Origin of the sequence: Kitasatospora sp. NPDC092286 (assembly GCF_044755565.1) — a bacterium.
Classification (GTDB): domain Bacteria; phylum Actinomycetota; class Actinomycetes; order Streptomycetales; family Streptomycetaceae; genus Kitasatospora.
Genome location: NZ_JBIVRD010000027.1, coordinates 37,277 through 55,864, shown reverse-complemented (window position 1 = coordinate 55,864; position 18,588 = coordinate 37,277). Strand labels below are relative to the sequence as shown.

At 72.1% G+C, this 18,588-nt stretch carries 22 protein-coding genes and 1 tRNA gene; 6 read left to right on the top strand and 17 right to left on the bottom strand.

The features are described 5' to 3' along the window. Positions 1-55: 55 nt before the first annotated feature. The gene (locus ACIQIB_RS25675) at positions 56-727 is read left to right on the top strand and encodes a LytR C-terminal domain-containing protein (protein ID WP_400760898.1); all 672 of its coding nucleotides are present in this window, start codon (positions 56-58) and stop codon (positions 725-727) included. A gap of 91 nt (positions 728-818) precedes the next feature. On the opposite strand, the gene upp is transcribed toward ACIQIB_RS25675, so the two are convergent. Further along, a complete protein-coding gene (gene upp / locus ACIQIB_RS25670; RefSeq protein WP_363603938.1) occupies positions 819-1,454 on the bottom strand; it encodes a uracil phosphoribosyltransferase in 636 nt (211 codons plus the stop codon). A 184-nt stretch (positions 1,455-1,638) separates the two neighbouring features. Here upp and ACIQIB_RS25665 point away from each other — a divergent pair, with 184 nt between their 5' ends. The 5 genes from ACIQIB_RS25665 to ACIQIB_RS25645 all read left to right on the top strand — a co-directional run bounded on the left by ACIQIB_RS25665 (position 1,639) and on the right by ACIQIB_RS25645 (position 4,214). After that, positions 1,639-1,875 (top strand): hypothetical protein, encoded by a 237-nt coding sequence (locus ACIQIB_RS25665; RefSeq protein ID WP_363603936.1) that lies wholly within the window; start codon positions 1,639-1,641, stop codon positions 1,873-1,875. Positions 1,876-2,085: 210 nt separating this feature from the next. Then, complete coding sequence (locus ACIQIB_RS25660) at positions 2,086-2,631, top strand: hypothetical protein (RefSeq protein WP_400653357.1); 546 nt, start codon at positions 2,086-2,088, stop codon at positions 2,629-2,631. A 39-nt stretch (positions 2,632-2,670) separates the two neighbouring features. Then, positions 2,671-3,264, top strand: a complete 594-nt coding sequence (locus ACIQIB_RS25655; RefSeq protein WP_400653355.1) for a nucleoside deaminase — start codon at positions 2,671-2,673, stop codon at positions 3,262-3,264. An 83-nt stretch (positions 3,265-3,347) separates the two neighbouring features. Continuing rightward, positions 3,348-3,437: transfer RNA gene (locus tag ACIQIB_RS25650), tRNA-Ser, on the top strand. A gap of 213 nt (positions 3,438-3,650) precedes the next feature. Continuing rightward, positions 3,651-4,214: a DUF4145 domain-containing protein gene (locus ACIQIB_RS25645; RefSeq protein ID WP_400760896.1), complete on the top strand. Its 564-nt coding sequence runs from the start codon at positions 3,651-3,653 to the stop codon at positions 4,212-4,214. Here ACIQIB_RS25645 and ACIQIB_RS25640 read toward each other — a convergent pair. The 16 genes from ACIQIB_RS25640 to ACIQIB_RS25565 form a co-directional block, all read right to left on the bottom strand. Beyond that, on the bottom strand, positions 4,211-5,461 hold the full coding sequence (locus tag ACIQIB_RS25640) for a tyrosine-type recombinase/integrase (protein WP_400760894.1): 1,251 nt from the start codon (positions 5,459-5,461) through the stop codon (positions 4,211-4,213). The genes ACIQIB_RS25645 and ACIQIB_RS25640 overlap by 4 nt on opposite strands. Before the next feature lie 13 nt (positions 5,462-5,474). After that, positions 5,475-5,708: a helix-turn-helix domain-containing protein gene (locus ACIQIB_RS25635; protein ID WP_400760892.1), complete on the bottom strand. Its 234-nt coding sequence runs from the start codon at positions 5,706-5,708 to the stop codon at positions 5,475-5,477. A 238-nt stretch (positions 5,709-5,946) separates the two neighbouring features. Then, positions 5,947-7,278, bottom strand: coding sequence for a DUF3987 domain-containing protein (locus ACIQIB_RS25630; protein WP_400760890.1), 1,332 nt, complete (start codon positions 7,276-7,278; stop codon positions 5,947-5,949). A 70-nt stretch (positions 7,279-7,348) separates the two neighbouring features. After that, positions 7,349-8,296, bottom strand: coding sequence for a bifunctional DNA primase/polymerase (locus ACIQIB_RS25625; protein WP_400760887.1), 948 nt, complete (start codon positions 8,294-8,296; stop codon positions 7,349-7,351). Positions 8,297-8,357: 61 nt separating this feature from the next. After that, positions 8,358-8,615, bottom strand: coding sequence for a hypothetical protein (locus tag ACIQIB_RS25620; RefSeq protein ID WP_400760885.1), 258 nt, complete (start codon positions 8,613-8,615; stop codon positions 8,358-8,360). Positions 8,616-8,646: 31 nt separating this feature from the next. Then, the gene (locus ACIQIB_RS25615; protein WP_400760883.1) at positions 8,647-8,997 is read right to left on the bottom strand and encodes a hypothetical protein; all 351 of its coding nucleotides are present in this window, start codon (positions 8,995-8,997) and stop codon (positions 8,647-8,649) included. Continuing rightward, on the bottom strand, positions 8,994-10,001 hold the full coding sequence (locus ACIQIB_RS25610) for a hypothetical protein (RefSeq protein WP_400760881.1): 1,008 nt from the start codon (positions 9,999-10,001) through the stop codon (positions 8,994-8,996). Before ACIQIB_RS25610 ends, ACIQIB_RS25615 begins: the two co-directional genes overlap by 4 nt. Before the next feature lie 201 nt (positions 10,002-10,202). Next, positions 10,203-12,479 carry a type IV secretory system conjugative DNA transfer family protein gene (locus ACIQIB_RS25605; protein WP_400760878.1) on the bottom strand — a complete coding sequence of 759 codons (2,277 nt, stop codon included), beginning with the start codon at positions 12,477-12,479 and terminating at the stop codon, positions 10,203-10,205. A 5-nt stretch (positions 12,480-12,484) separates the two neighbouring features. Continuing rightward, entirely contained in the window at positions 12,485-12,859 is a 375-nt protein-coding gene (locus ACIQIB_RS25600) for a hypothetical protein (RefSeq protein ID WP_400760876.1), read from the bottom strand. Position 12,860: 1 nt separating this feature from the next. Next, entirely contained in the window at positions 12,861-14,828 is a 1,968-nt protein-coding gene (locus ACIQIB_RS25595) for a hypothetical protein (protein WP_400760873.1), read from the bottom strand. Positions 14,829-14,959: 131 nt separating this feature from the next. Then, the gene (locus tag ACIQIB_RS25590; protein WP_400760871.1) at positions 14,960-15,514 is read right to left on the bottom strand and encodes a hypothetical protein; all 555 of its coding nucleotides are present in this window, start codon (positions 15,512-15,514) and stop codon (positions 14,960-14,962) included. Between the two features lie 38 nt (positions 15,515-15,552). Then, positions 15,553-15,999: a hypothetical protein gene (locus ACIQIB_RS25585; protein ID WP_400760870.1), complete on the bottom strand. Its 447-nt coding sequence runs from the start codon at positions 15,997-15,999 to the stop codon at positions 15,553-15,555. Further along, complete coding sequence (locus tag ACIQIB_RS25580; protein ID WP_400760867.1) at positions 15,996-16,439, bottom strand: ATPase; 444 nt, start codon at positions 16,437-16,439, stop codon at positions 15,996-15,998. The genes ACIQIB_RS25585 and ACIQIB_RS25580 overlap by 4 nt, the downstream gene beginning before the upstream one ends. A 53-nt stretch (positions 16,440-16,492) precedes the next feature. Next, entirely contained in the window at positions 16,493-16,975 is a 483-nt protein-coding gene (locus ACIQIB_RS25575; protein WP_400760865.1) for a hypothetical protein, read from the bottom strand. Positions 16,976-16,991: 16 nt separating this feature from the next. Beyond that, positions 16,992-18,014 carry a DUF2637 domain-containing protein gene (locus tag ACIQIB_RS25570; RefSeq protein WP_400760863.1) on the bottom strand — a complete coding sequence of 341 codons (1,023 nt, stop codon included), beginning with the start codon at positions 18,012-18,014 and terminating at the stop codon, positions 16,992-16,994. Between the two features lie 82 nt (positions 18,015-18,096). Beyond that, positions 18,097-18,375 (bottom strand): hypothetical protein, encoded by a 279-nt coding sequence (locus ACIQIB_RS25565; protein ID WP_400760860.1) that lies wholly within the window; start codon positions 18,373-18,375, stop codon positions 18,097-18,099. Between the last annotated feature and the right edge of the window lie 213 nt (positions 18,376-18,588).

The window sequence follows — 18,588 nt, the reverse complement described above, 5'->3', positions numbered from 1 at the left end:
GCCGGACCCGTCACTCGAACCCCGCCCCGGCACGAGGGGGAGACAAACCGTGAGCATGTTGACTCCCCAAGGCCTGAAGGGGAAGCAGTACCGCATCACCGGCAACGCCTATCCGCGGCTGGGCCGGCCGCCGAAGAAGAGCCGCAAGGTACTGGCCCTGATCGGTGCTCTGCTCGCGCTGGCCCTGATCGGCCTCGGCGGTGTCCAGCTCTGGGACATCTTCAGCGGCAAGGGCAGGAACGCCTCCGCCCAGGCCTGCGAAACCCCCTCCGGCAAGGCGCTGGCCGCACCGGCCCAGGACGCCTCCCCGGACGCGCCCGGCGCCTCCGCCGCACTGGCCGACCCGCACGCCATCCCGCAGCCCGCCACCGTCACGGTGAACGTCTACAACGCCACCGCCAAGGCCGGGCTGGCCGCCCGGACCGCCGAGGAGCTGAAGAAGCGCGGCTTCGCCATCGGCAAGGTCGGCAACGCGCCCGCCGAACTGGACAAGAAGGTGCCCGGCACCGCCCAGGTGATCGCCGGCCCGGCCGGGGTGGGCGCGTCCACCCTGCTCGGCTCACAGATCGCCGGCGCCACCACCACGGCCGACGCCCGGACCGACGCCACCGTGGACTTCGTGATCGGCGACAGCTACAACGCCCTGCTGGACGAGACCCAGGCCGCCGCCGCCCTGGCCCTCGCCACCAAGCCCACCCCGGCCCCCAGCACCACGGGCAGCTGCTGAGCCCCGGCCCGTACCCCGCGCTCGAACGGACGAGAGCCCCCCGGCAGGCCGGGGGGCTCTCGTGTGTCCGAGGACGAGGTGGAAGAGGTGCTCAGCCCGCGGTGCCGTACAGGCGGTCGCCCGCGTCGCCGAGGCCGGGAACGATGTAGCCGTTCTCGTTGAGCCGCTCGTCGACGGCGGCGGTGACGACGGTGACCGGCATCCCGGCCAGTTCCTTCTCCATCACCGCGACGCCCTCGGGGGCGGCCAGCAGCACGACGGCGGTGACATCGGTGGCGCCCCGCTCGATCAGCATCCGGATCGCCGCGACCAGCGTGCCGCCGGTGGCCAGCATCGGGTCGAGCACGTACACCTGGCGGCCGGAGAGGTCGTCCGGCATCCGGGTGGCGTAGGTGGAGGCCTCCAGGGTCTCCTCGTTGCGCACCATGCCGAGGAAACCCACCTCGGCGGTCGGCAGCAGCCGGGTCATCCCGTCCAGCATGCCCAGGCCGGCCCGGAGGATCGGCACCACCAGCGGGCGGGGGTAGCTCAGCCGGGTGCCGGTGGTGACCGCCACGGGCGTGGTGATCTCCACCTCGTCGGTGCGGACGTCCCGGGTGGCCTCGTACGCGAGGAGGGTCACCAGCTCGTCGGTGAGGCGACGGAAGGTCGGTGAGTCGGTGCGCTCGTCGCGCAGGGTGGAGAGCTTGTGGGCGACCAGGGGGTGGTCGACGAGGTGGATCCGCATGTCTCGACGATAGCCCGGGACCGGACACCCGTACGACACGCCGCGACCCGCCCGGATGACCCGGCGGCCGACCCGGTGCCCCGCCGGGCTCACTCAGTCATGACACGCCGTGACGCACCGAGAAGGTGAGGACGGAAAGGCCTCCTGTGGTATCAATCGGGCCGATTTGGGAATGTGACCTCTTATGACGAGCAACCCGAGGACCGGGGACGGCTCGGCGGACGAGCCCACGGGCCCGTCGGGCGGCCTCTCGGCCCCGCCCCCGGACCATCCGGAGACCGAGGCGGAACGCCGCAAGCGGCGGGCCGTGTTCCTGCGCGAACTCGCCGAGGCACGCGAGCTGCGCGAGCGGGTCCAGCCCCGGCGGACCAAGGAACGCCGCATGCGCGAAGCCATGCGGATGCGAACCTTCCGAATCTGACGGGCCCGACGGCCGTCCACCGGCTCCCGGCCGGCGCTTCCGACACGACCTGCAAAGACGCGCTGCAGAACACCCCCCGCAAAGGCGGGCTTTCTGTCACGATTCCGATGGGACGGTCCGAACAGCGGACCGCCTCTGGCGCGGGGGCGGCCAGATTCCGCGTTGCCCAAACGCGCCGACAGCCGAGACCGAGATCTGGGAGTGTCCCTGGTGGCGTACTTCGCTGCAGTGCTTGCTCGCACCGAGGACGGGTGGGATGTGAGCGAGACGGAGCTCGACGACGTCGAAACCCTGGCCGATCTGGCGGATCTCGCCCGCGCGGCCTCGCAGGGCGACGACAGCGTCCTGGTCTTCATCGAACAGGAGGATGCCTGGTTCGCCATCGTCCGGGTGGACGGTGAGGAGGATCCTCGAATCTTCGTGTCGGACGGCGCCGCGGCCGCCCGCAGTTCCTACGGCTCCGTCCTCACCGACGAGCTGGTCGACCAGGCCGGCGAGAGCGAGTTCGGCGACCTCGACAACCTGGTCGCCGAGCTGGAGGACGAGACGGAGGCGCAGGAGGAGGACGAGGAGGAGGCCGCCCTGCGGGGCGGCGTCCCGGTCGGCCCGCTCGGCGACGCCCACCTGCTCACCGAGTTCGGGCTCTCCTCCGACGAACTGCTGGCCCTCAGCGGCGAGGGCGCGGTGCCGGGCGACGCCCTGGAGGAGATCGCCGAGGCCCTCGGCTGCGGCGAGGTCCTGGAGGCGGTCCGGTAGCGGCCGGTGCCCATCGCCGGATGCCGGACACTGGATGCCATGCAGTCCGCCTCCGCCCCGCAGACAGACCCGCAGCCAGACCTCCAGCAGATAGCCCCGCGGATAGCCCCGCTGCCCGCCCCCGTCCGCCCCGACCCGGTCCGTGACCGCTGGGCGGCGCCGATGCGCCTCGCCATCGCCGAGGCCGCGCTGGCGCCGGCCACCGGGGACGTCCCGGTCGGGGCGCTCGTCCTGGGCCCGGACGGCGAGGTGATCGGACGCGGCCACAACGAGCGCGAGGCGGTCGGCGACCCGACCGCGCACGCCGAGGTGGTCGCGATCCGGCAGGCTGCCGAGAACCTGCGGACGGCCGCCCGCGCCACGCCCGGCGGACGGCGCGAGGGCGAGTGGCGGCTGACCGGCTGCACACTGGTCGTCACCCTGGAGCCCTGCACCATGTGCGCGGGCGCCATCGTGCTGTCCCGGATCGACCGGGTGGTCTACGGCGCCCTCGACGAGAAGGCCGGTGCGGCCGGCTCGCTCTTCGACGTGATGCGCGACCGCCGGCTCAACCACCGCCCCGAGGTGATCCGGGGCGTCCTCGCCGAGGAGTGCGGCGCGCAGCTGCGCGGGTTCTTCGACACCCACCGCTGACGCCCACCACTGACACCCGCCGTTGAACGGGCGCCCCGATACGGATTTCGTGACGGCGCCACCCGTCCGGTAGAGTTCCCCTCGGTAGCGTGTCCGAGCGGCCAAAGGAGCACGCCTCGAAAGCGTGTGTGGGGGCAACTCCACCGTGGGTTCGAATCCCACCGCTACCGCCATGAGCAGGAAAAACGAAGGGCCCCGACTGGTGACAGTCGGGGCCCTTCGTCATGCCGGTCTCAGTTTTGGTCTCAGATGACCGTCTGAACTACGGAAACCTCAGGACTTCTCATCCCCTTCCGGAGTACGTTCGCCACATGGTCAGGTTCGATGGAGCTTCGGGAGTACGGGGGCCACTGGCGATCGACTGCCCCGAGTGCGAACGCCCCACTATGTTTGACGTACTCGGCCAAGGCGTCGAGGCGGAGAGGGGCACCGATGACGAGGATGTGTTCGCGCGGATCGTCCTAGCCGGCTGCAACGAGTGCACCAGCACTATGGTGCTGGAAAGCCTGTCCTTGGATAGCACGCACGACACGTGGTCCGACTTTGAGCGAGTATGGCCCAGCCCGTACCGTGCTCTGTCTCCTGCGATCCCGCAGGAGGTGCGGGTAGCACTCGACGAGGCCCGCGCCTGCTTCCTGAAGGCACGCGCCTATCCTGCGACGGTCGTGATGACTAGACGCGCAGTTGAACTCGCCTGCAAGGCCCAAGGCGCCACCGGGCGGGATCTCCGACAGAAACTCATCTGCCTCAAAGACTCCCAAAAGATCGAGGGCCGCCTGTATGACTGGGCCGACGAGCTTCGGATGCTCGGAAACGAAGGGGCGCACGGGGACCACTCCTCCCGACAGGATGCGGAAGACGCCCTCTCCTTTGCCGAAGCCCTGTTCGACTACATGTTCGTACTCGCCGACCGATACGAACAGTTCAGGAAGCGACGGGCACAGAGCTAAACAGGAGGCGTCCTAAGCAGATCGCCGTCGTCGGAGTCCTTGGCCACCTCCCAGATAAGGCCACCGATCTGCATCGCCACGTCCCGCCGGATCCGGGCCGTCACGTGCTGGTACCGATGCGTCATGGCGGTGCTGGACCACCCCATGATCTCCATCACGATCCGCTCGGGGACGCCGAGCAGGAGCAGGATGGTCCCGGCGGTGTGACGAGCGTCATGCAGGCGCCCGTCCCGGATGCCGGCGGCAACGAGCAGCTCCTTCCACCGGTCCCAGTCCGTTCGGGGGATGAGCGGGTGTCCGGTCTCCGAGGCGAAGACCCACCCGCCCTCCACCCACTCCTGACGGGCGGCCAGCCGCTCCCGGTCCTGCTCCTCCTTGTGAAGCCTGAGCAGCTTCACCAGCTGATCCGGAAGGCCGATCAGCCGCTTACCCGCCCGCGACTTCGTGAGAGCGGCATCGGTGTTCGTCTGCACCCGCTCCGGGCACCGGCCGGCGTGCTTTCGCCCACACGGGGCCGTACAGCCGTGCCGGTACTTCGGTCGCTGTCGGGCCTGCCGCACCCGTAGGCTGCCCCGCTCCAGATCGATGTCCCGCCACTGGAGCCCGAGCGCCTCCCCCTGCCGCAGGCCGAGCGCCAGCGCGATGGCCCACCGACCGCTGTTCCGGTTCTTGCCCGACTCCAGGAGGAGCGCCTGCACCTCCTCCACCTCGTACGGCTCAACCTCCTCTTCCTCCACCTTGGGCGCCACGGCGAGCGACGCGACGTTTCGGGTGAGGTGCCCGCGCCGGATCGCCTGGTTGAGCGCCGTCCGGATGGTGCGGTGCGCCTGGTGAGCGGTGGCGGGCTTGCTTCCGCCGTCCTGCATCTTCTTGTAGAGCCGTTCCAGGTGCTCCGGCTCCAACTTCTCCAGCCGGTGAGCGCCAACCCCGGGGATCAGATGGACGTTCACCGCCACCCGGTACCCGGCGAGGGTGTTCGGCCGGACGTGCAGCGCGGCGATGTTCTCCACCCAATGGGTGAGCCAGGCCGCCACGGTCCACTTCTTCCCGGCCTTCTGGACGTTGCCGTCGTCCCGCTTCCTCTCCAGCTCCCGGACCTTCTTGGTCACTTCCGCCCGGGTCTTCCCCCGGACGTGTCGACGGTCCGGCGTGCCGTCGTCCTTAACGCCGACGGTCACGCGGCCGTGCCACTTGCCGTCCTTGTCCTGGTAGATGCTCGAACCGCCGTTGGGCTGACGGGTTGCCAAGAGTGCTACCTCCTCAGGCTGCGATGGGGGTGGTGGTCTTCCGCATCCGGCTGCGGACGTACTCGACGACGGCCTCGGCCGGCACGCGCCGGGCCCGGCCGATCGGGATGGTCTCGATCTCGCCGTCCTTGATCAGGCCGTACATGGTGGTGCGGCCGATCTGGAGCCGACGGGCGGCCTCCTCGACGGTGAGGGCGACCAGGGTGGGGTCGAATGCGGCGAGCGTCTGGGGCGTAGTGGCGGACACGTTCGAGCCTCCGGTTCGCGCTCGGGCGAGGGGTGGAAAGGGTGGAAAGGGTGGAAAGCCCGCTGAGCTGGTCTTTTGTGGGGTGGAAAGGGGGGTGGAAAGGGGGTGGAAAGGGTTGGCTGCCTGGCTGGCGTCAGGAGGGGTGGGGGCTTTCCACCCCCTTTCCACCCCCCTTAGCACCCGCTGTTTCCGCAGGTGGGAGGGCTTTCCACCCTTTCCACCCTTTCCACCTCCGGGGTCAGTCAGCGGGCGGGGCGTAGAGCAGGACGGTGGCGTGCCGGCCGGTGCCGGGGATCTGGGCGCTGCCGTACCCGTCGATCTGGAGCAGGGCGGCCACCAGGCGGTTGCGCTCGTCCTTGTTGGCCTTGCGGAAGAGCTTGTAGACCTCTTCGCCGGTCAGACCGCGGGGTCCGGCGGCGCGGACGGCGGCGGCGAGCTTGTCGAGCTTGGGGTCGCCGGTGGTGTCGGCGCCCATGCCGAGGACGTGGGCGGCGGAGGCCCGGGAGTAGTTCACGAGCGCGTGAGCGGCCCTCAGGTGGTCTTCCTGGATCTGGCGGTGGTGATCGAGCAGGGCGTAGACCATGGCGAGGCGGAGCGTGTAGGGGGCGGCGCGGGCGGTGAACTCCGCGAGGGGTCCGTCGCCGTCCTCGTCACCGCACAGGGCCGGGTAGACGTCCTCGCGCCAGAGTTTGCGGGCGGGCTCGTCGAGGGTGACCTCTCCGGTCTGGCGGGCGTCTGCGAGGACGGTGCGCCACGTGGCGGCGAGGTTGTCCACAAGCTGTGGATCGGCGCCCCGGGATTCGGCCAGGATCAGGTTCCGGTGGACGAAGATCGGCAAGTACCGGTTGTAGGTGCCGCCAGCCATCTCGGAGTCCTGCATCTTGGCCCGCAGCTCGCGGGGACTGATGTGCCCGATGATCGCAATGTGCGGGGCGGTGACCTTGAGCGCTTCGCGGTTCATCACACCAAGGTCTTCACCGTTCCAGGCCTGCCGCAGGACGCCGCCGAGCGAGGATCCCTCCCGGCGGGCGCGGGCCATCGTGATGCCGTACTCGGACTCCACGATCCAGCGGCGCTTGTCGATGTGGCCGGGGTCGTCCTTCTTGGTCGGGTCGCCGTCGCGCACGGCCTCGATCAGGCCCTCGCCGGAGGACAGGCCGGAGAGCAGGTTGTCCTTGGTGAACCCGGGAGCGGCGGCCGTCAGCAGCAGGCGGGCGGTGTTGGTGGCGGCCCCCTTGCGGCCGGCGGCGGTCGCGCCGATCGTCAGGGCCCAGATCAGAGCGGGGTGGCGGTCGTTGCCGATCCGCAGGTGCGGATCTGCCCCCATCTGGGCACCGGCCGCGGACAGCAGGTTGACCAGCACCCCGACCGGGTCCGCCTCCGTGGTCGGGTCCAGTTCCCGAACGGTGCGCCCGACCAGGCCCTGGAACACGGCCGGGTCGGGTACCGGGCCCGGGCGGGTGGGCCGCTCCAGGCCGTCCAGGTCGTCGTAGAAGTCGTTCCGGGGTGCCTGGCGGCCGGGGGCCGGTGCCTGCCGGGGTTCGGCCTCAAGGAGGTCAGGGGCGTTCACTCGGCCTCCCGCCTGTGCCGGTCCCCGCCGGAGAAGCGCTTTTCCTTGGGGGACGAAGGGTGACGGTCGCTCATGCGGCCCGCCCGACGCCGTTGCCACCGCGGGCCAGGCCCTTGGCGATGGTTCGGCGGCATTCTGCCTCTCCCAGACCGGCCTTCTGGCCCGCTCCGAGCAGGGCGTCGATGGCGTCCTGTTCGGGGAGGGTGCCGGCGGCGACCAGGCGGCCGAGGGCGGCGGCGGACGCGAACAGGGTGTGGTTCCTGACGCCTTCTCCGGCGCTCTCGACCTTCTCGGCCTCTCCGCGCACGGCGGCCTGCGTGTAGGCGGTGAGGCGTCCGATCCGGGCCCGCACGGCGGCGGTGTCGAGCTTGGCCACCGGCGGGGCCTTCGGGGCGAGCAGGGCCGCGAGCCAGGCGGGCAGCGGCAGCACCGGCACGTCCCGCACCACGGTGTAGGGGCGGCCCGCGACGGTGCTGCCAGCGGCGACGACGTAGCCGCCGTGCGCCCGGGTGTCGACCTTCCACCCGAGCCCGGAGCCCTTGTCCCCGGTCGTGTTCCGCAAGGTCACCCCGACCGGGGCCGCGAAGTACAGGTGGCGCCCGCCCCGGCCGGTGCGGACGGTGAACGTCTCGTACTCACCCGGGTGGCCGTGCCGCTCGCAGAGGTCGGCGAACACGTCCAGGCCGTCGGTGATGCCCGGCCCGGCCCACCGTGCCGGGGGCAGGTCCCCGGGGTGCTTGGGGGTGTCCAGGTCGACCACCACCAGCCCGGAAGGCCCGCAGGCCAGACCGATGCCGTAGGGGCCGTGGGACCAGGCCCGACGGATGACGCCGGGGTCGGTGGTGCCCCGGCGCTCCCAGCCGTGGTGGCCGGTGGCGCAGGGCCCCGTGAGGGGGCAGCGCTCCTCGCTGTGGAGAGCGGGGTACTTCGCGTCGGGCGCGAGGGGGAAGACGTGCCAGCCGCGGGCGGCGGCGGTCAGCGCGGCGGTGAGCAGGTCCGTAGACGGCTGTTCGGTCATGCGGGGTCCTCTCGGTACGACCGGCCGGGGCCCGAAGGGTGCGGCCCCGGCCGGCGGGTGGTCAGAGGTCAAGCGCGAGGGGCATCTGGCCGTCGGTCTCGGCCGGGGGCGGGGGCGGCAGCAGGGCGTCGAGGGCGTCCTGGTGGGCCTGGTCGCCGGTGAGGCAGATGACGTGGTTATCGGTGGTGATCAGCCATCCGGTGTCGGCGTGGACGAGTTCGACGGCGGCCTGGTGGGTGGTGGAGTGGACGGTGAGGTCCTCGCACGGGGCGCCGTACTCGGCGCCGCAGACGTCGCAGACGGCGACGTGACAGGTCACGACCTTGATGGCGATGCGGGTTCTCCTCGGCTCAGAACAGGGCGTCCGGCTCGACGGCCGGGGCGGTGGCCTGCTGGGCCTTGGCTGCTGCGCGACGGGCGGCGTCGTGGCAGGCCGGGCACCAGGCGGCGAGGTGGCTGGTGGGCAGGGCGGCGGCCTGGTGCGGGGGCAGCAGCAGGCCGGTGGGCTCCGCGGGGGCGGCGATGAGTCGGACCTGGCCGCCGCCGTGCTTGTGGGCGTGGCTGCCGTGGGTTCGGTCGCACCGTCCGCCGGTCTTGGTGTGGTCCTTGCCGCAGCTGCCGCTGCACTGGCACTGGCTGTTCGCGGTGTCGATGACGGCCTGCCAGGTCTTGGCGCCGGCGAGCGGCGGGCGCGGGCTCATGCGGCTGCCCCGTCCTCGTCGTCGCTGCGGCAGGACCAGGGGGAGCACCCGGGGCGTTCCTGCTCGTCGTCCTCGATGTTCTGGTCGGCGAGGGCGTCGAACAGGTCGCCCTGCCGCTCGTTCCACTCGCCGCGGCTCACCTTGTCGATGGGGGCCTCGGCGAGGGGCAGGAGGCTGCGGTGGAGGTAGGGGGCGCCCTTGATGCCGCGCAGGGTGACGGCCCGGAGCTGGTGGTCGAAGTCGACGGCGTCCTGCCACTCGGTGGGGTGGTTGTCGCGCAGGTCTCGCCAGGCGGCGTTGCCGTGGAACGGGCAGCCGATGCACGCCGACTTGGGGGTGGTCTCCCAGCCCTGGGTGCGCAGGTAGCGCAGGCAGTCGGTGCGGGTCCAGCCGGTACCGGCGCCGCTGGGGGCGGGCAGGTCGAGCAGGGGGAAGCTGTTGCGCAGGTAGCGGACCATGGCGTCCTTGGCCCGCCAGAACTCGTCCCGGCTGATGCCGATCGCCTGGTCGACGACCAGCCCGGCGGGGACGGGCTTGGGGTGGGGGTAGCCGAGCAGCTGGCGGATGGCGGCCTTGACGGGCTTGACCTTGTACTCGTCCGTGCACTGGCGTCGCACTACGGCGGCCTTGGCTCCGGTGCGGTCGGGAACGAAGACCGGCATCCGTACGAAGCTGCCCGGGGCGATGGAGTCCTCGCGCAGGTTGCCCGTGACGCGGCTGCTACCCTCGCTGGCCTCGGCCTTCACGCGCAGGATCGGGATGCCGGCGGGCTTGGCTACCTCGCGCTCCAGTCGGTCGAGGTGGGTGTAGACGATGGCGGGTTCCCACCCGGTGTCCGCGAACACGGCGGCGTCGAAGCGGGGGATGCGGCCCTCGGCTGCCAGCAGGAGCAGCGCGGTGGACTGCACCCCCGCGCCGAGCGACAGCACGCGCAGCGCGGGCGCCAGGCTCTGAACATTGAGGTCGTCCACGTTGGCGAGCGCGGGGTGGTCGGTCTGGGGCATGCTTGGATCCGATCTCGTCGTAAGACGCGGTTGGTGGGCCCCGCAGCAGCCGGCTCTCTGCCAAGAACCGCACGGCTGTTGCGGGGTTTCGTGCTGTGTGGGCGCGGTCTGGCCGTCCCCCGCACCGTCCGGGCCCTGTCGCTGGGTGCGGCAGGGCCCGGGTGGCACGGTCGGTCGGGCAGGACGTCGGGTCCTGTGGTGCTACTCGGTGGTGTCGGGGAGGGGGAGGCCGTATTCGCCGGAGGACGTCGACTTGCGGACCAGGGCGCCCTTTTTGGTGAGTCGGGAGCAGGTGTTCTCGACGGTCTTGCGGGTGACGCTGGTCATGTCGGTGATCTGGTCGAGGTGGAGGAAGCCGATTTCCAGGCCGATCGGGTCGCGGCGCTCCTCCAGGACGGCGAGGATCTTCTCCTCGGCGGTGGGTTCCTTGGCCAGGGACGGGGCGGCGGAGGCGGGCATCCACGTCCGGCCGGTGCCGCCGTCCTCGTCGTCGTCGGTGGCCGCGGGGCCGACGGGGGTGGTGGCGATGGCGTCTCGGTCTTCCCAGCCGGGGAAGTCGTGGGGGACGGCGACGTTGTCGGGGTTCCAGAGGCCGGCGGCGGAGGAGAGGAGCCAGGCGCGCATCATCTCGGCGCGGTCGTCGGGGCCGGCGAGGTAGCCGACGCCGAAGGTGCGGCGGGGGTCGTCCTCGGGGACGGTGGGGTCGTAGATGAGGCTGTCGGTGCCGCTCTTCCAGTAGGCGGGGATCTGGGAGGGGTCGATGCCGTTGAAGGCGGGGGGCAGGTCGACGCGGCTCTTCTGCGCGCTGTCGGAGCGCAGGAGGACCAGGGCCCCGCCGTAGAACACGTTGTCGCGGATGCTGGTGTCGGAGCCCATCTGGTCGAGGTTGAGGATCTGTCCGCACAGCACGACGGGCATGCCCAGCGAGCGGCCCTGGGAGGCGAGGATGGCGATGATCCACGCAGCTTCGGCTCGGTAGGGGCTCTTGTCGCCGAGGAGCTGGGCCATCTCGTCCAGGATGGTGACGACGTACGGGCGTTCGGGCGTGGGCGTGAAGTTCTTGGCCCGCAGTTCCTGGCTCTCGGCGACCCGGTGGCGGAAGACCGCGTAGGCCAGGCGCAGGGCGCCCATGGCGCCGTCGGGCCCGCAGCCGGCGTAGGCGGCCATGTCCTCGACGTCCGGGTTGCTGGAGCCCTTGGGGTCGGCGTAGATGATCGCCACCCCGTTGACGTGGTAGCTCAGGCCCAGGATCAGCAGGACGCCGCCCTTGCCGGATCCGGTGACGCCAGCCACCAGGACGTGGCGGGCGCCGAGGTCGGCGTCGTAGAGCTGGATGCGGGAGGGCTTGCCGGACACGCCGGTGCCGAGCTGCACGAACCCGTTGGCGTTGGCGAGCAGGGTCTTGGGCCCGGGCAGGGGGCGGCCGTCCTCCAGCGGGGAGCGGTCCATCATGCGGAACACGGCCTTGCGGGGGTCGTCGGTGCGCTCGACGGAGACCAGCAGCGGCGTGGTGCGCAGGGCACCGGCGATGGTGTAAAGGTCGGGCATGGTGAGGGCGTCGGTGTCCTCGTCCGCGCAGATCCACGCGGCGACGCCGCCGGTGGCCGGGTCCGGGACGGTGCCCTCCAGGTGGGTGCCGGGCATGCAGCCGCCCTTGCGGGCGACCCGTTGGAGCCACAGGGTCTCCAGGGCGCCGTACTGCGGCTGGTCGACGGTGGGGGCGACCAGGTGGACCAGGATGTGCCGGGAGCTGGTGTGCGGGCCGTCCGTGATGCTGATCTGGGCGGCGGGGATGCGGTAGACACCGGAGACGGTGTCGGCGGTGACGGTGACCGGCCGGCCCGGGGCGGCCTCGATGATGCCCTCCCACGCCTCGGGTCCGTGGCCGGTGAGGGTGAGGTGCTGGCCGGGGTGGGCGCCGGACTCGTCGGAGATGTAGACGTGCCAGCGCATCAGCACCTGGTTGACCGGGGCGTCCTCGGCGGGGGCGGGCTGCGCGGCCGGGGCGGCGGGCCGGGGCCGGCTGCTGCCGAGGACGCGGCGCAGGGAGAAGCCGACGAAGCCCACGCTGCCCCACCAGGCGAGGGAGACCAGGCCGGACAGGGACGGCAGGTTCATCCACCCGGCGAGCAGGGCGTCAATGCCGGGCATGCCCTGGAGCGTGGCGGTCGCGGCGGCGGTCGCGGTCGCGACGGTGGAGACGAAGAACGGCCGGCGGTGGGCGCGCAGGATGTCACCCCCCGGGACGGCGTCCAGCACCCGGTCGGACAGCAGGCCGGTGAAGGTGGCGCCGGCGACCAGGGCGGGGGCCGCGAGGAACGTGCTCACCGTGGTGGCGGCCTGCGGGTCGAGGAACGGCATCACGGCGGCGGTCACCAGCGGGGCGGCGACCTCGGCGACGGCGAACGCCTTCTCGGTCGGGAGGTTCACCGCGGCCGGGGCGGTCCGGGCGGTCTGGGTGGTTTCGGGGATGGTCATCGCTGCTACTCCTGGGTGTACCAAGGGCGGTCGGCCATGGGGACGCGGGAGGAATCGGCGGCCTGCTGGATGCCGCCGTGGTCGCCTTGGGCCTGCGTCTCGGTGGCGGCGGCGGACTTGGAGGTCTCCTCGGTCGCGGTCGCGTAGGCGATCGCGGCATGGACGAGGCCTCGCATGATCCGGGTGACCTCGTGGGTCTCGGCCACGGTGGCGGTGTCGACCTTGAGAGCGATGATCTGCTCAGCGATCCGGTTGGTGTCGTTGGCTTCCTTGTTCTGCGCGGCGGCCAGGGCCTTGTAGGCGGCGGTGTCGCGCCGCACCTCGCGGGCCAGCTGCCGCACCTGGCGGACCAGTTCCCGGTAGGTCAGTCCTGTGGCCATGTCAGCTCCCCTGCCTGTCCTGGTAGAAGTAGCGCTCGGCCGGAGCGGTGAGCGGGCTGTCGACGACCGCCTTGTAGATGCCGCCGTGGCGCACCTCCGCGTTGGCGGCCAGCACGCGGACGGCCTCCGCCCCGCGGACAGCGTTCTTCTCGGCCTCCTCGGCCTTGAGGCGCAGGTCCTTGGCGCGCTCGGCGAGCCGCCGCAACTGGTTGACCAGGGCGACACCGCCCTTGACGGCCTTGGCGTCCTCGGCGAGTTTCTGTGCGCGGGCGGCGTGCGCGACGGCGTGGGCCCTGGCGGTCTTGCTGTCCTCGGCGATCTGCGCCAGCACCCCCGCCTTCTCCTCCATACGCCGCTCGAACTGCCGCAACGTGCGCACCTCGCCGCGGCTCATGGTGTGCTGCCGCGTGTCGGCGCCCGTACCGGAAGTGAACGCGATGCCCTTCTCACCGACGGCCACGTCCCTCACCGGAACCGCGGACGGCTTGGCCTGGGCCTGGGGCGGGACGGTCGGGCGGGCGGGAGCGGCGGCGGGTGGTTTCTTCGTCAGGTCGGCGGTGGATCCGCTCGCGGGAGTCATCGGCGGGGCGGCCAGGGGCCCAGGGCGGGTCTTCGGGGTGGTCATCGTCGTCCTCTCTGCCGTGTCCTCGGCTTTCGTGCCGCCCGGCTTCCCGGGGTCCGCCGTCTTCGTGACGGGCGTGGCCTTCGTGCCGTCCACCGCGGCGGCGGGTGCCTGCGGGGTGGCCGGGCGTGGTGCGGTCTTCGGTGCTTCGCCGCGCGCCTTGTCCTCGAAGGCCTTCGCTCCGGCGAACTTGGTGTCCAGGCCCTTCGCCCCGGCGGGCGCCGCCGGACTGTCCGGCTTCGCTGCGGGCCCGGAGGCACCCGGCGTCTTCGGCTCGGGCGCCTTGCCTCCCGCACCGCGCTTGGCGTCCGCGCTGTCCGGGTCGGCACTGCCGGCCTTCGGGGAACCGTCCGGCTTCGCGCCGAGCGGGGCATCCGGGCCGGGTGTGGCCGGCGCCTTCGTGGCGTCGGCCTTGCCGGGCGGGGTGTCCGGGGCGGGGGTCTTCGGCGCCTTCGCGCCGCCGGTCCCGGGCGGGGTGTCCGGCTTCGAGCCCCCCGCACCCGCACCCGTGTTCCCGGCGCCGGTGTCCTTCGACGCGGGCGTCTTCACGGTCTTCACGTCGCGGTGGTGTTTGTCGTCGCTGCTGGTCCGGGCCCCGGTGTCGCTCTTGGCGGCCTTGGTGTCGGAGGTCTTGGCGTCCGTGCTGTCCCGGGTGTCCTTGCCGGTCTTCGATACGGAGGCGGTGTCGGCCTTCGTGTTCTTCGTGTCGGCCGTCTTGGCGTCGGTGGCGTCGGTCTTGCGGACGTCGCGGTTCGCGTTCGTCTTGGCGTCCGTGGCGTCGGCTTTTTTGACGTCCCGGTGGTCCTGGTGCTGGTGCTGGCTGGTCTTGTTGTTCAGGTCGGCGAGCTTGGCGTCGCGGTTGGAGCGGTGCTGAGCGCTGGTCTCGTGCTTGGCCTGCCGGTCCGCATTGTTGGTGTTGGTGGTGTTGGTGGAGTTCCCGGCGACCCGGGTCTCCTTGACGTCGTGGTTGCGCTTGATGCTGGTCGTGGTGCCGGTGCGGCGCAGTCGTTCGGCGAGGGCCCGCACCAGGGCGGCGAGAGCGCCGTCGCGCTTGTCGTCACGGCCGGAGCCGCCGTTGGCACTGCCGTCGCCGGCACTGCTGCCGTCGCCGCGGTCCGGGATGCCGGGGGTCTGGGCCAGGCTGGCGGTGGTGCCGATCGGGGTGGCGGGGCGGCGGGCCGGCTGGACCGGGGCGAGGATCTGCGCGAGCGCGCTCGGCGGCGCGGCCGGAGCGGGAGCCGGATCCGGTGAGGCCCCTGCCGGGGAAGCCGGGGCGGGGGCCTGCGCCGGGGGTGCGGGCGGGTGAGGCGGCACGGGCGGGACGCCGGGGGTGGCGGGTGTGGCCATCACGAATTCCTCACTGTGGGTGACCTCCCACCCACCCCCCACCCGGCCTGAAAGTGCCCTCCCGAGTCCCTGAGCGGGTGGGGGGAGACGTTTTCCCGGGTGGGGGGTGGGTGGGGGGAGGTCGCGGAATGTTACGGACGGGCGAACTTCCGCTTCATCCAGCCGACGGCCACCGCGGTGCCGGTGACGCCGAGGACGACCAGGCCGACGCCGGAGTTCGAGCCGCCGTCGTCCCCGGAGGCGACCGAGCGGGAGGTGTTCACCATCCCCGGCGCGTCGACGGCCGGGTAGGCCTTGCCGCAGTCGGCGATCGCGTTGTACGCGCCGCCGGCCTTGGCGACACACGCCTGGACGGCCTCACGGCGGGCTCGCTGCGCGTCGGTCTCCTGCTCGCCGGCCTTGGCCAGATCGGCCGCCTGGCGCTGGCGCTCCAGGTCGAGCCGGGAGGCGTCCAGGGCGATCTGAGCCTTGCGCACCTCGGCGTCCGCCTCGGCGGAGGAGTAGACCGAATAGGCCACCATCCCGGCGGCGGCCAGGACGACCACGCCAGCGCCGATCCCGGCCCTGGCACGGGCGGACAGACGGGCGTTCGGGGCGTAAGCGCCGTGCAGCGGCGGGGACTTCCACGACGGCACCGACGTGATGTCGTACGCCGGGTCGTTGTAGACCGAATCACGGTCGGACATGACGATGCTCTCCTCTGATCGGGTGGGATGACGGGCGGTCAGGCGGAGGCGATGAGGGCCGCAGCGGCCTCGAACGCGTGGTGCCAGGCCTGGTCGAGCAGGTAGCCGGCCTGGGGGTCACGCTGGAGCCAGTTGCCCCCGCCGGTGGCGTGGGCAAGGCGAACGATCCCTCGGGGCTCGGACTCGCGCCAGTGACCGCCCTGCCGGTCGGCGAAGTAGTGGCTGGCGGCCGACAGGGTCAGAGCGGCGGCCACCGGGACGGGCCGCAGCCGCACCCCCAGCACCCGCGCACCGGCCACCAGCACGGCGCCCTGGACGGCGGTGTAGGTGGCGACGTGGGCGGCGCAGGCCCGGCGCCCGGCCGTGTCGGCCTGGCCCTTGGCGGTGGCCTGGTGGTCGGTCTGGATCCAGTGGTCCGCCACGTCCGCCGCCGCCCTGAGCAGGGCGTAGACGGCGGCGAACCTGGCGGCGCGGGGGGTGGTCATCGGGGCTCTCCGTTCTCTCGGGCGGCCGGGGCGACGGCGTCGCCGGTGACGGTGCGCTCGACGACGGGCTTGCCGAGGTCCCGGTGCACGAGGGTCACCGGGCTGCCGGTCTTGCGGAGCCGGTCGGCCAGGGCCATGGCTACGGTGGCGGCGCGGTGGCGGCCTCCCGCACAGCCGACCGCGATCGTCAGCGGCGCCCCGCCCGGCCCGGCGTCGAACGCGTCGGCCACCAGGGCGGCGGTGCTGATCAGTTCCCGGATTCCCGGCGTGCCGAGCACCGCCCGGCGCACCGGCAGGTCGTGGGCGGTCTGGTAGCGCAGGCCGGGACTGATGTGCGGGTCACGGAAGTGCCGGCGCAGGTCCAGCACGAGGTTCGCGTCGGCGGGCGGGTCGCCGTGCAGGTAGCCGAAGCTGATCACACTGATCTCGGTCACGGACATGACAGTGATCTCCTGTCGAGGGTGGCAGCGGAGCAGGTCAGGGGACGTGGGGATCAGATCTCGTCGCAGCGAACCTGGTAGCAGTCGGTGCAGATCGGGATGATCCACTCCTCGTCGTTGATCTCCCGCGCGAACGGGTCCGCGCAGTCCTCGACATCCGGCGTGCTCTCGCCGCAGAAGTAGCAGTGCTTCACGGCGGACTCCTCGCCGGTGTCGGGCAGGGTGTAAAAGCCGACCAACTCGACCGGGACGCCGTGGTGGACGCCGTGGGCGGACAGCCACCGGGTGGTGTCGAGCTCGCCGTGGTCGGTGGTGGCGGGGTCCAGGTCCAGGGCCTCGCGCCACTGCTCGAACGCGGTCAGGCCGCTGTGCAGCGACAGCTTCACGCCCCACGCGCCGAACGCGATGTCGGTGCCGGAGGAGAGGAACTGCCACAGCTGGGGCGTGGTCTCGGGCAGGTCGGTGTGGGCGGCGAGGATGGCCATCAGGGCGCCGGCCGCCTCGATCTGGCTGGTCGGAGTGGTGTCGGTCTGCATTTCGGGTCCTTCCGGGTCAGGCCGCGCGGCTGTCGGCGGGCGCGGTGTGTGCCAGGGCCAGCGGGGTGGGCCGGTCCGGGGTGTCGCGCAGTTCCTGATAGCGGGCGGCGATCCACCCGGCCGACCAGCCGGTCAGTTCCACGGCCTGGCGCTGCGGCAGGCCGGCGGCGCAAGCGGCTCGGGCGATCTCGCGGGCCCGCTGTTCGGGGAGCCGCTCGGTGGCCGGCCCGGCGGACAGCAGCTCGGCGCGGGCACGCTCAGCGGCCTCCCGCTCGCTCCGCTCACGGGCCAGGCGCTCCCCACGCTCACGGCGCTCACGCTCGCTCACCTCGCGCTCACGGCGCTCACGGTCGACCCGCTCGGTGGCCTCCCGCCGCTCCCTCTCCTCGCGTTCGGCGGTCTCGCGGCGGGCCCTGTCCTCCCGCTCCTCGCGCAGCATCCGTTCCTCGTGCTCACGCCGCTCGCGGGCCATGCGCTCGTCGTGCTCACGGCGCTCACGCTCGCGCTGGTCGGCCGCCGCGGACTCGGCCTGGCGGTCCTCCCGGGCCTGTCGGCGCTTCTCCTCGGCGCGCCGTTCGCGCTCCGCCCGCTCGGCGCGCTCAGCCGTCTCACGGGCGCTCAGCGCGGTGGCGATCGCCCGCCGGTAGGCCAGCGAGGTCTCCGCCGTGACGATCAGCAGCAGCGGCGCCACCGAGTGGACCGCCACCCCGACCCGGTCACCGTCCAGAGCGGACTGACCCACGTTGAGCAGCACGGTCATGAGGCCGGTCATCCAGCGCAGCACCGTCGGCCAGCGGCCGCCGTCCCCGCCGAGCCGGGCCAGCGTGGCGTCCATACGGACCACGATCACCACCGCCGCGTCCACGACCAGCGGCAGGATCGGCGCCGTCCACTCCCACCCCTTCGGGCTGTGTCCGGCCATGAGCGGGGTCACCGTGAGCACGCTGTAGAGCACCGCGCCGAGCGTGATCGTCCACGTCCCGACACTCAGCGCCCGTTCGGCGGAGCGAATCTGTGCGGGGGTCGTTGGCACCTTCATCGCGGCCCCCGATCCTGCCGCCGTGAGCGACCGGTGAGCGCGCTCGCCGCGAGCGTGAGCGCCGTGAGCGCGGTCTGAGCAATCACGCCGCCACCCGCTCCACGCTCGCGGTACGGCGGATGCCGGCCGGGCGCCGCAGCGGCACCGGCGCCGTCTTCATGAGCGCGGTGGCGAAGGCGGCCAGCTCCGGGTCCTCCCGGCGCAGGTCCGCCAGCACCGCCTCCGCCACGTCCAGCCGGGCGGAGCGCTCCAGCTTCGTCTCGCCGGGCACCCCGGCGAACAGCTCCTCGTCCACGCCGAGCGCCAACTCGGCGAACTCGGCGCCATCCAGAGCCGTCTGGCCTGCAACAATCGACCTCACGGGTCTACCTCTTCTCTAGGTGGGCGTGGACCCGAGGGCCGCCGCGCGTTCCTTGGCCGGAGCGCGGCGGCCCGACTTGTTGGGCCCGAGCCACTCGTCATGTCACGAGTAGCCATGACCCCCGACCCGCCACGAGAGGCACGGATCGGGGACCAAAGACACTCGTTCGTTGATCAACACTCTGTTGAGTTTTCAAAGGGCCAGTGCTTCCTT

What these genes read in the sequence shown, in the direction of transcription:
- ACIQIB_RS25590 (WP_400760871.1), bottom strand. Translation starts at nt 15,514, where the DNA reads ATGTCCGACCGTGATTCGGTCTACAACGACCCGGCGTACGACATCACG.
- ACIQIB_RS25580 (WP_400760867.1), bottom strand. Translation starts at nt 16,439, where the DNA reads ATGTCCGTGACCGAGATCAGTGTGATCAGCTTCGGCTACCTGCACGGC.
- ACIQIB_RS25595 (WP_400760873.1), bottom strand. Translation starts at nt 14,828, where the DNA reads ATGGCCACACCCGCCACCCCCGGCGTCCCGCCCGTGCCGCCTCACCCG.
- ACIQIB_RS25610 (WP_400760881.1), bottom strand. Translation starts at nt 10,001, where the DNA reads ATGCCCCAGACCGACCACCCCGCGCTCGCCAACGTGGACGACCTCAAT.
- ACIQIB_RS25625 (WP_400760887.1), bottom strand. Translation starts at nt 8,296, where the DNA reads ATGACCGAACAGCCGTCTACGGACCTGCTCACCGCCGCGCTGACCGCC.
- ACIQIB_RS25600 (WP_400760876.1), bottom strand. Translation starts at nt 12,859, where the DNA reads ATGGCCACAGGACTGACCTACCGGGAACTGGTCCGCCAGGTGCGGCAG.
- upp (WP_363603938.1), bottom strand. Translation starts at nt 1,454, where the DNA reads ATGCGGATCCACCTCGTCGACCACCCCCTGGTCGCCCACAAGCTCTCC.
- ACIQIB_RS25605 (WP_400760878.1), bottom strand. Translation starts at nt 12,479, where the DNA reads ATGACCATCCCCGAAACCACCCAGACCGCCCGGACCGCCCCGGCCGCG.
- ACIQIB_RS25665 (WP_363603936.1), top strand. Translation starts at nt 1,639, where the DNA reads ATGACGAGCAACCCGAGGACCGGGGACGGCTCGGCGGACGAGCCCACG.
- ACIQIB_RS25615 (WP_400760883.1), bottom strand. Translation starts at nt 8,997, where the DNA reads ATGAGCCCGCGCCCGCCGCTCGCCGGCGCCAAGACCTGGCAGGCCGTC.
- ACIQIB_RS25570 (WP_400760863.1), bottom strand. Translation starts at nt 18,014, where the DNA reads ATGAAGGTGCCAACGACCCCCGCACAGATTCGCTCCGCCGAACGGGCG.
- ACIQIB_RS25575 (WP_400760865.1), bottom strand. Translation starts at nt 16,975, where the DNA reads ATGCAGACCGACACCACTCCGACCAGCCAGATCGAGGCGGCCGGCGCC.
- ACIQIB_RS25675 (WP_400760898.1), top strand. Translation starts at nt 56, where the DNA reads ATGTTGACTCCCCAAGGCCTGAAGGGGAAGCAGTACCGCATCACCGGC.
- ACIQIB_RS25645 (WP_400760896.1), top strand. Translation starts at nt 3,651, where the DNA reads ATGTTTGACGTACTCGGCCAAGGCGTCGAGGCGGAGAGGGGCACCGAT.
- ACIQIB_RS25585 (WP_400760870.1), bottom strand. Translation starts at nt 15,999, where the DNA reads ATGACCACCCCCCGCGCCGCCAGGTTCGCCGCCGTCTACGCCCTGCTC.
- ACIQIB_RS25655 (WP_400653355.1), top strand. Translation starts at nt 2,671, where the DNA reads ATGCAGTCCGCCTCCGCCCCGCAGACAGACCCGCAGCCAGACCTCCAG.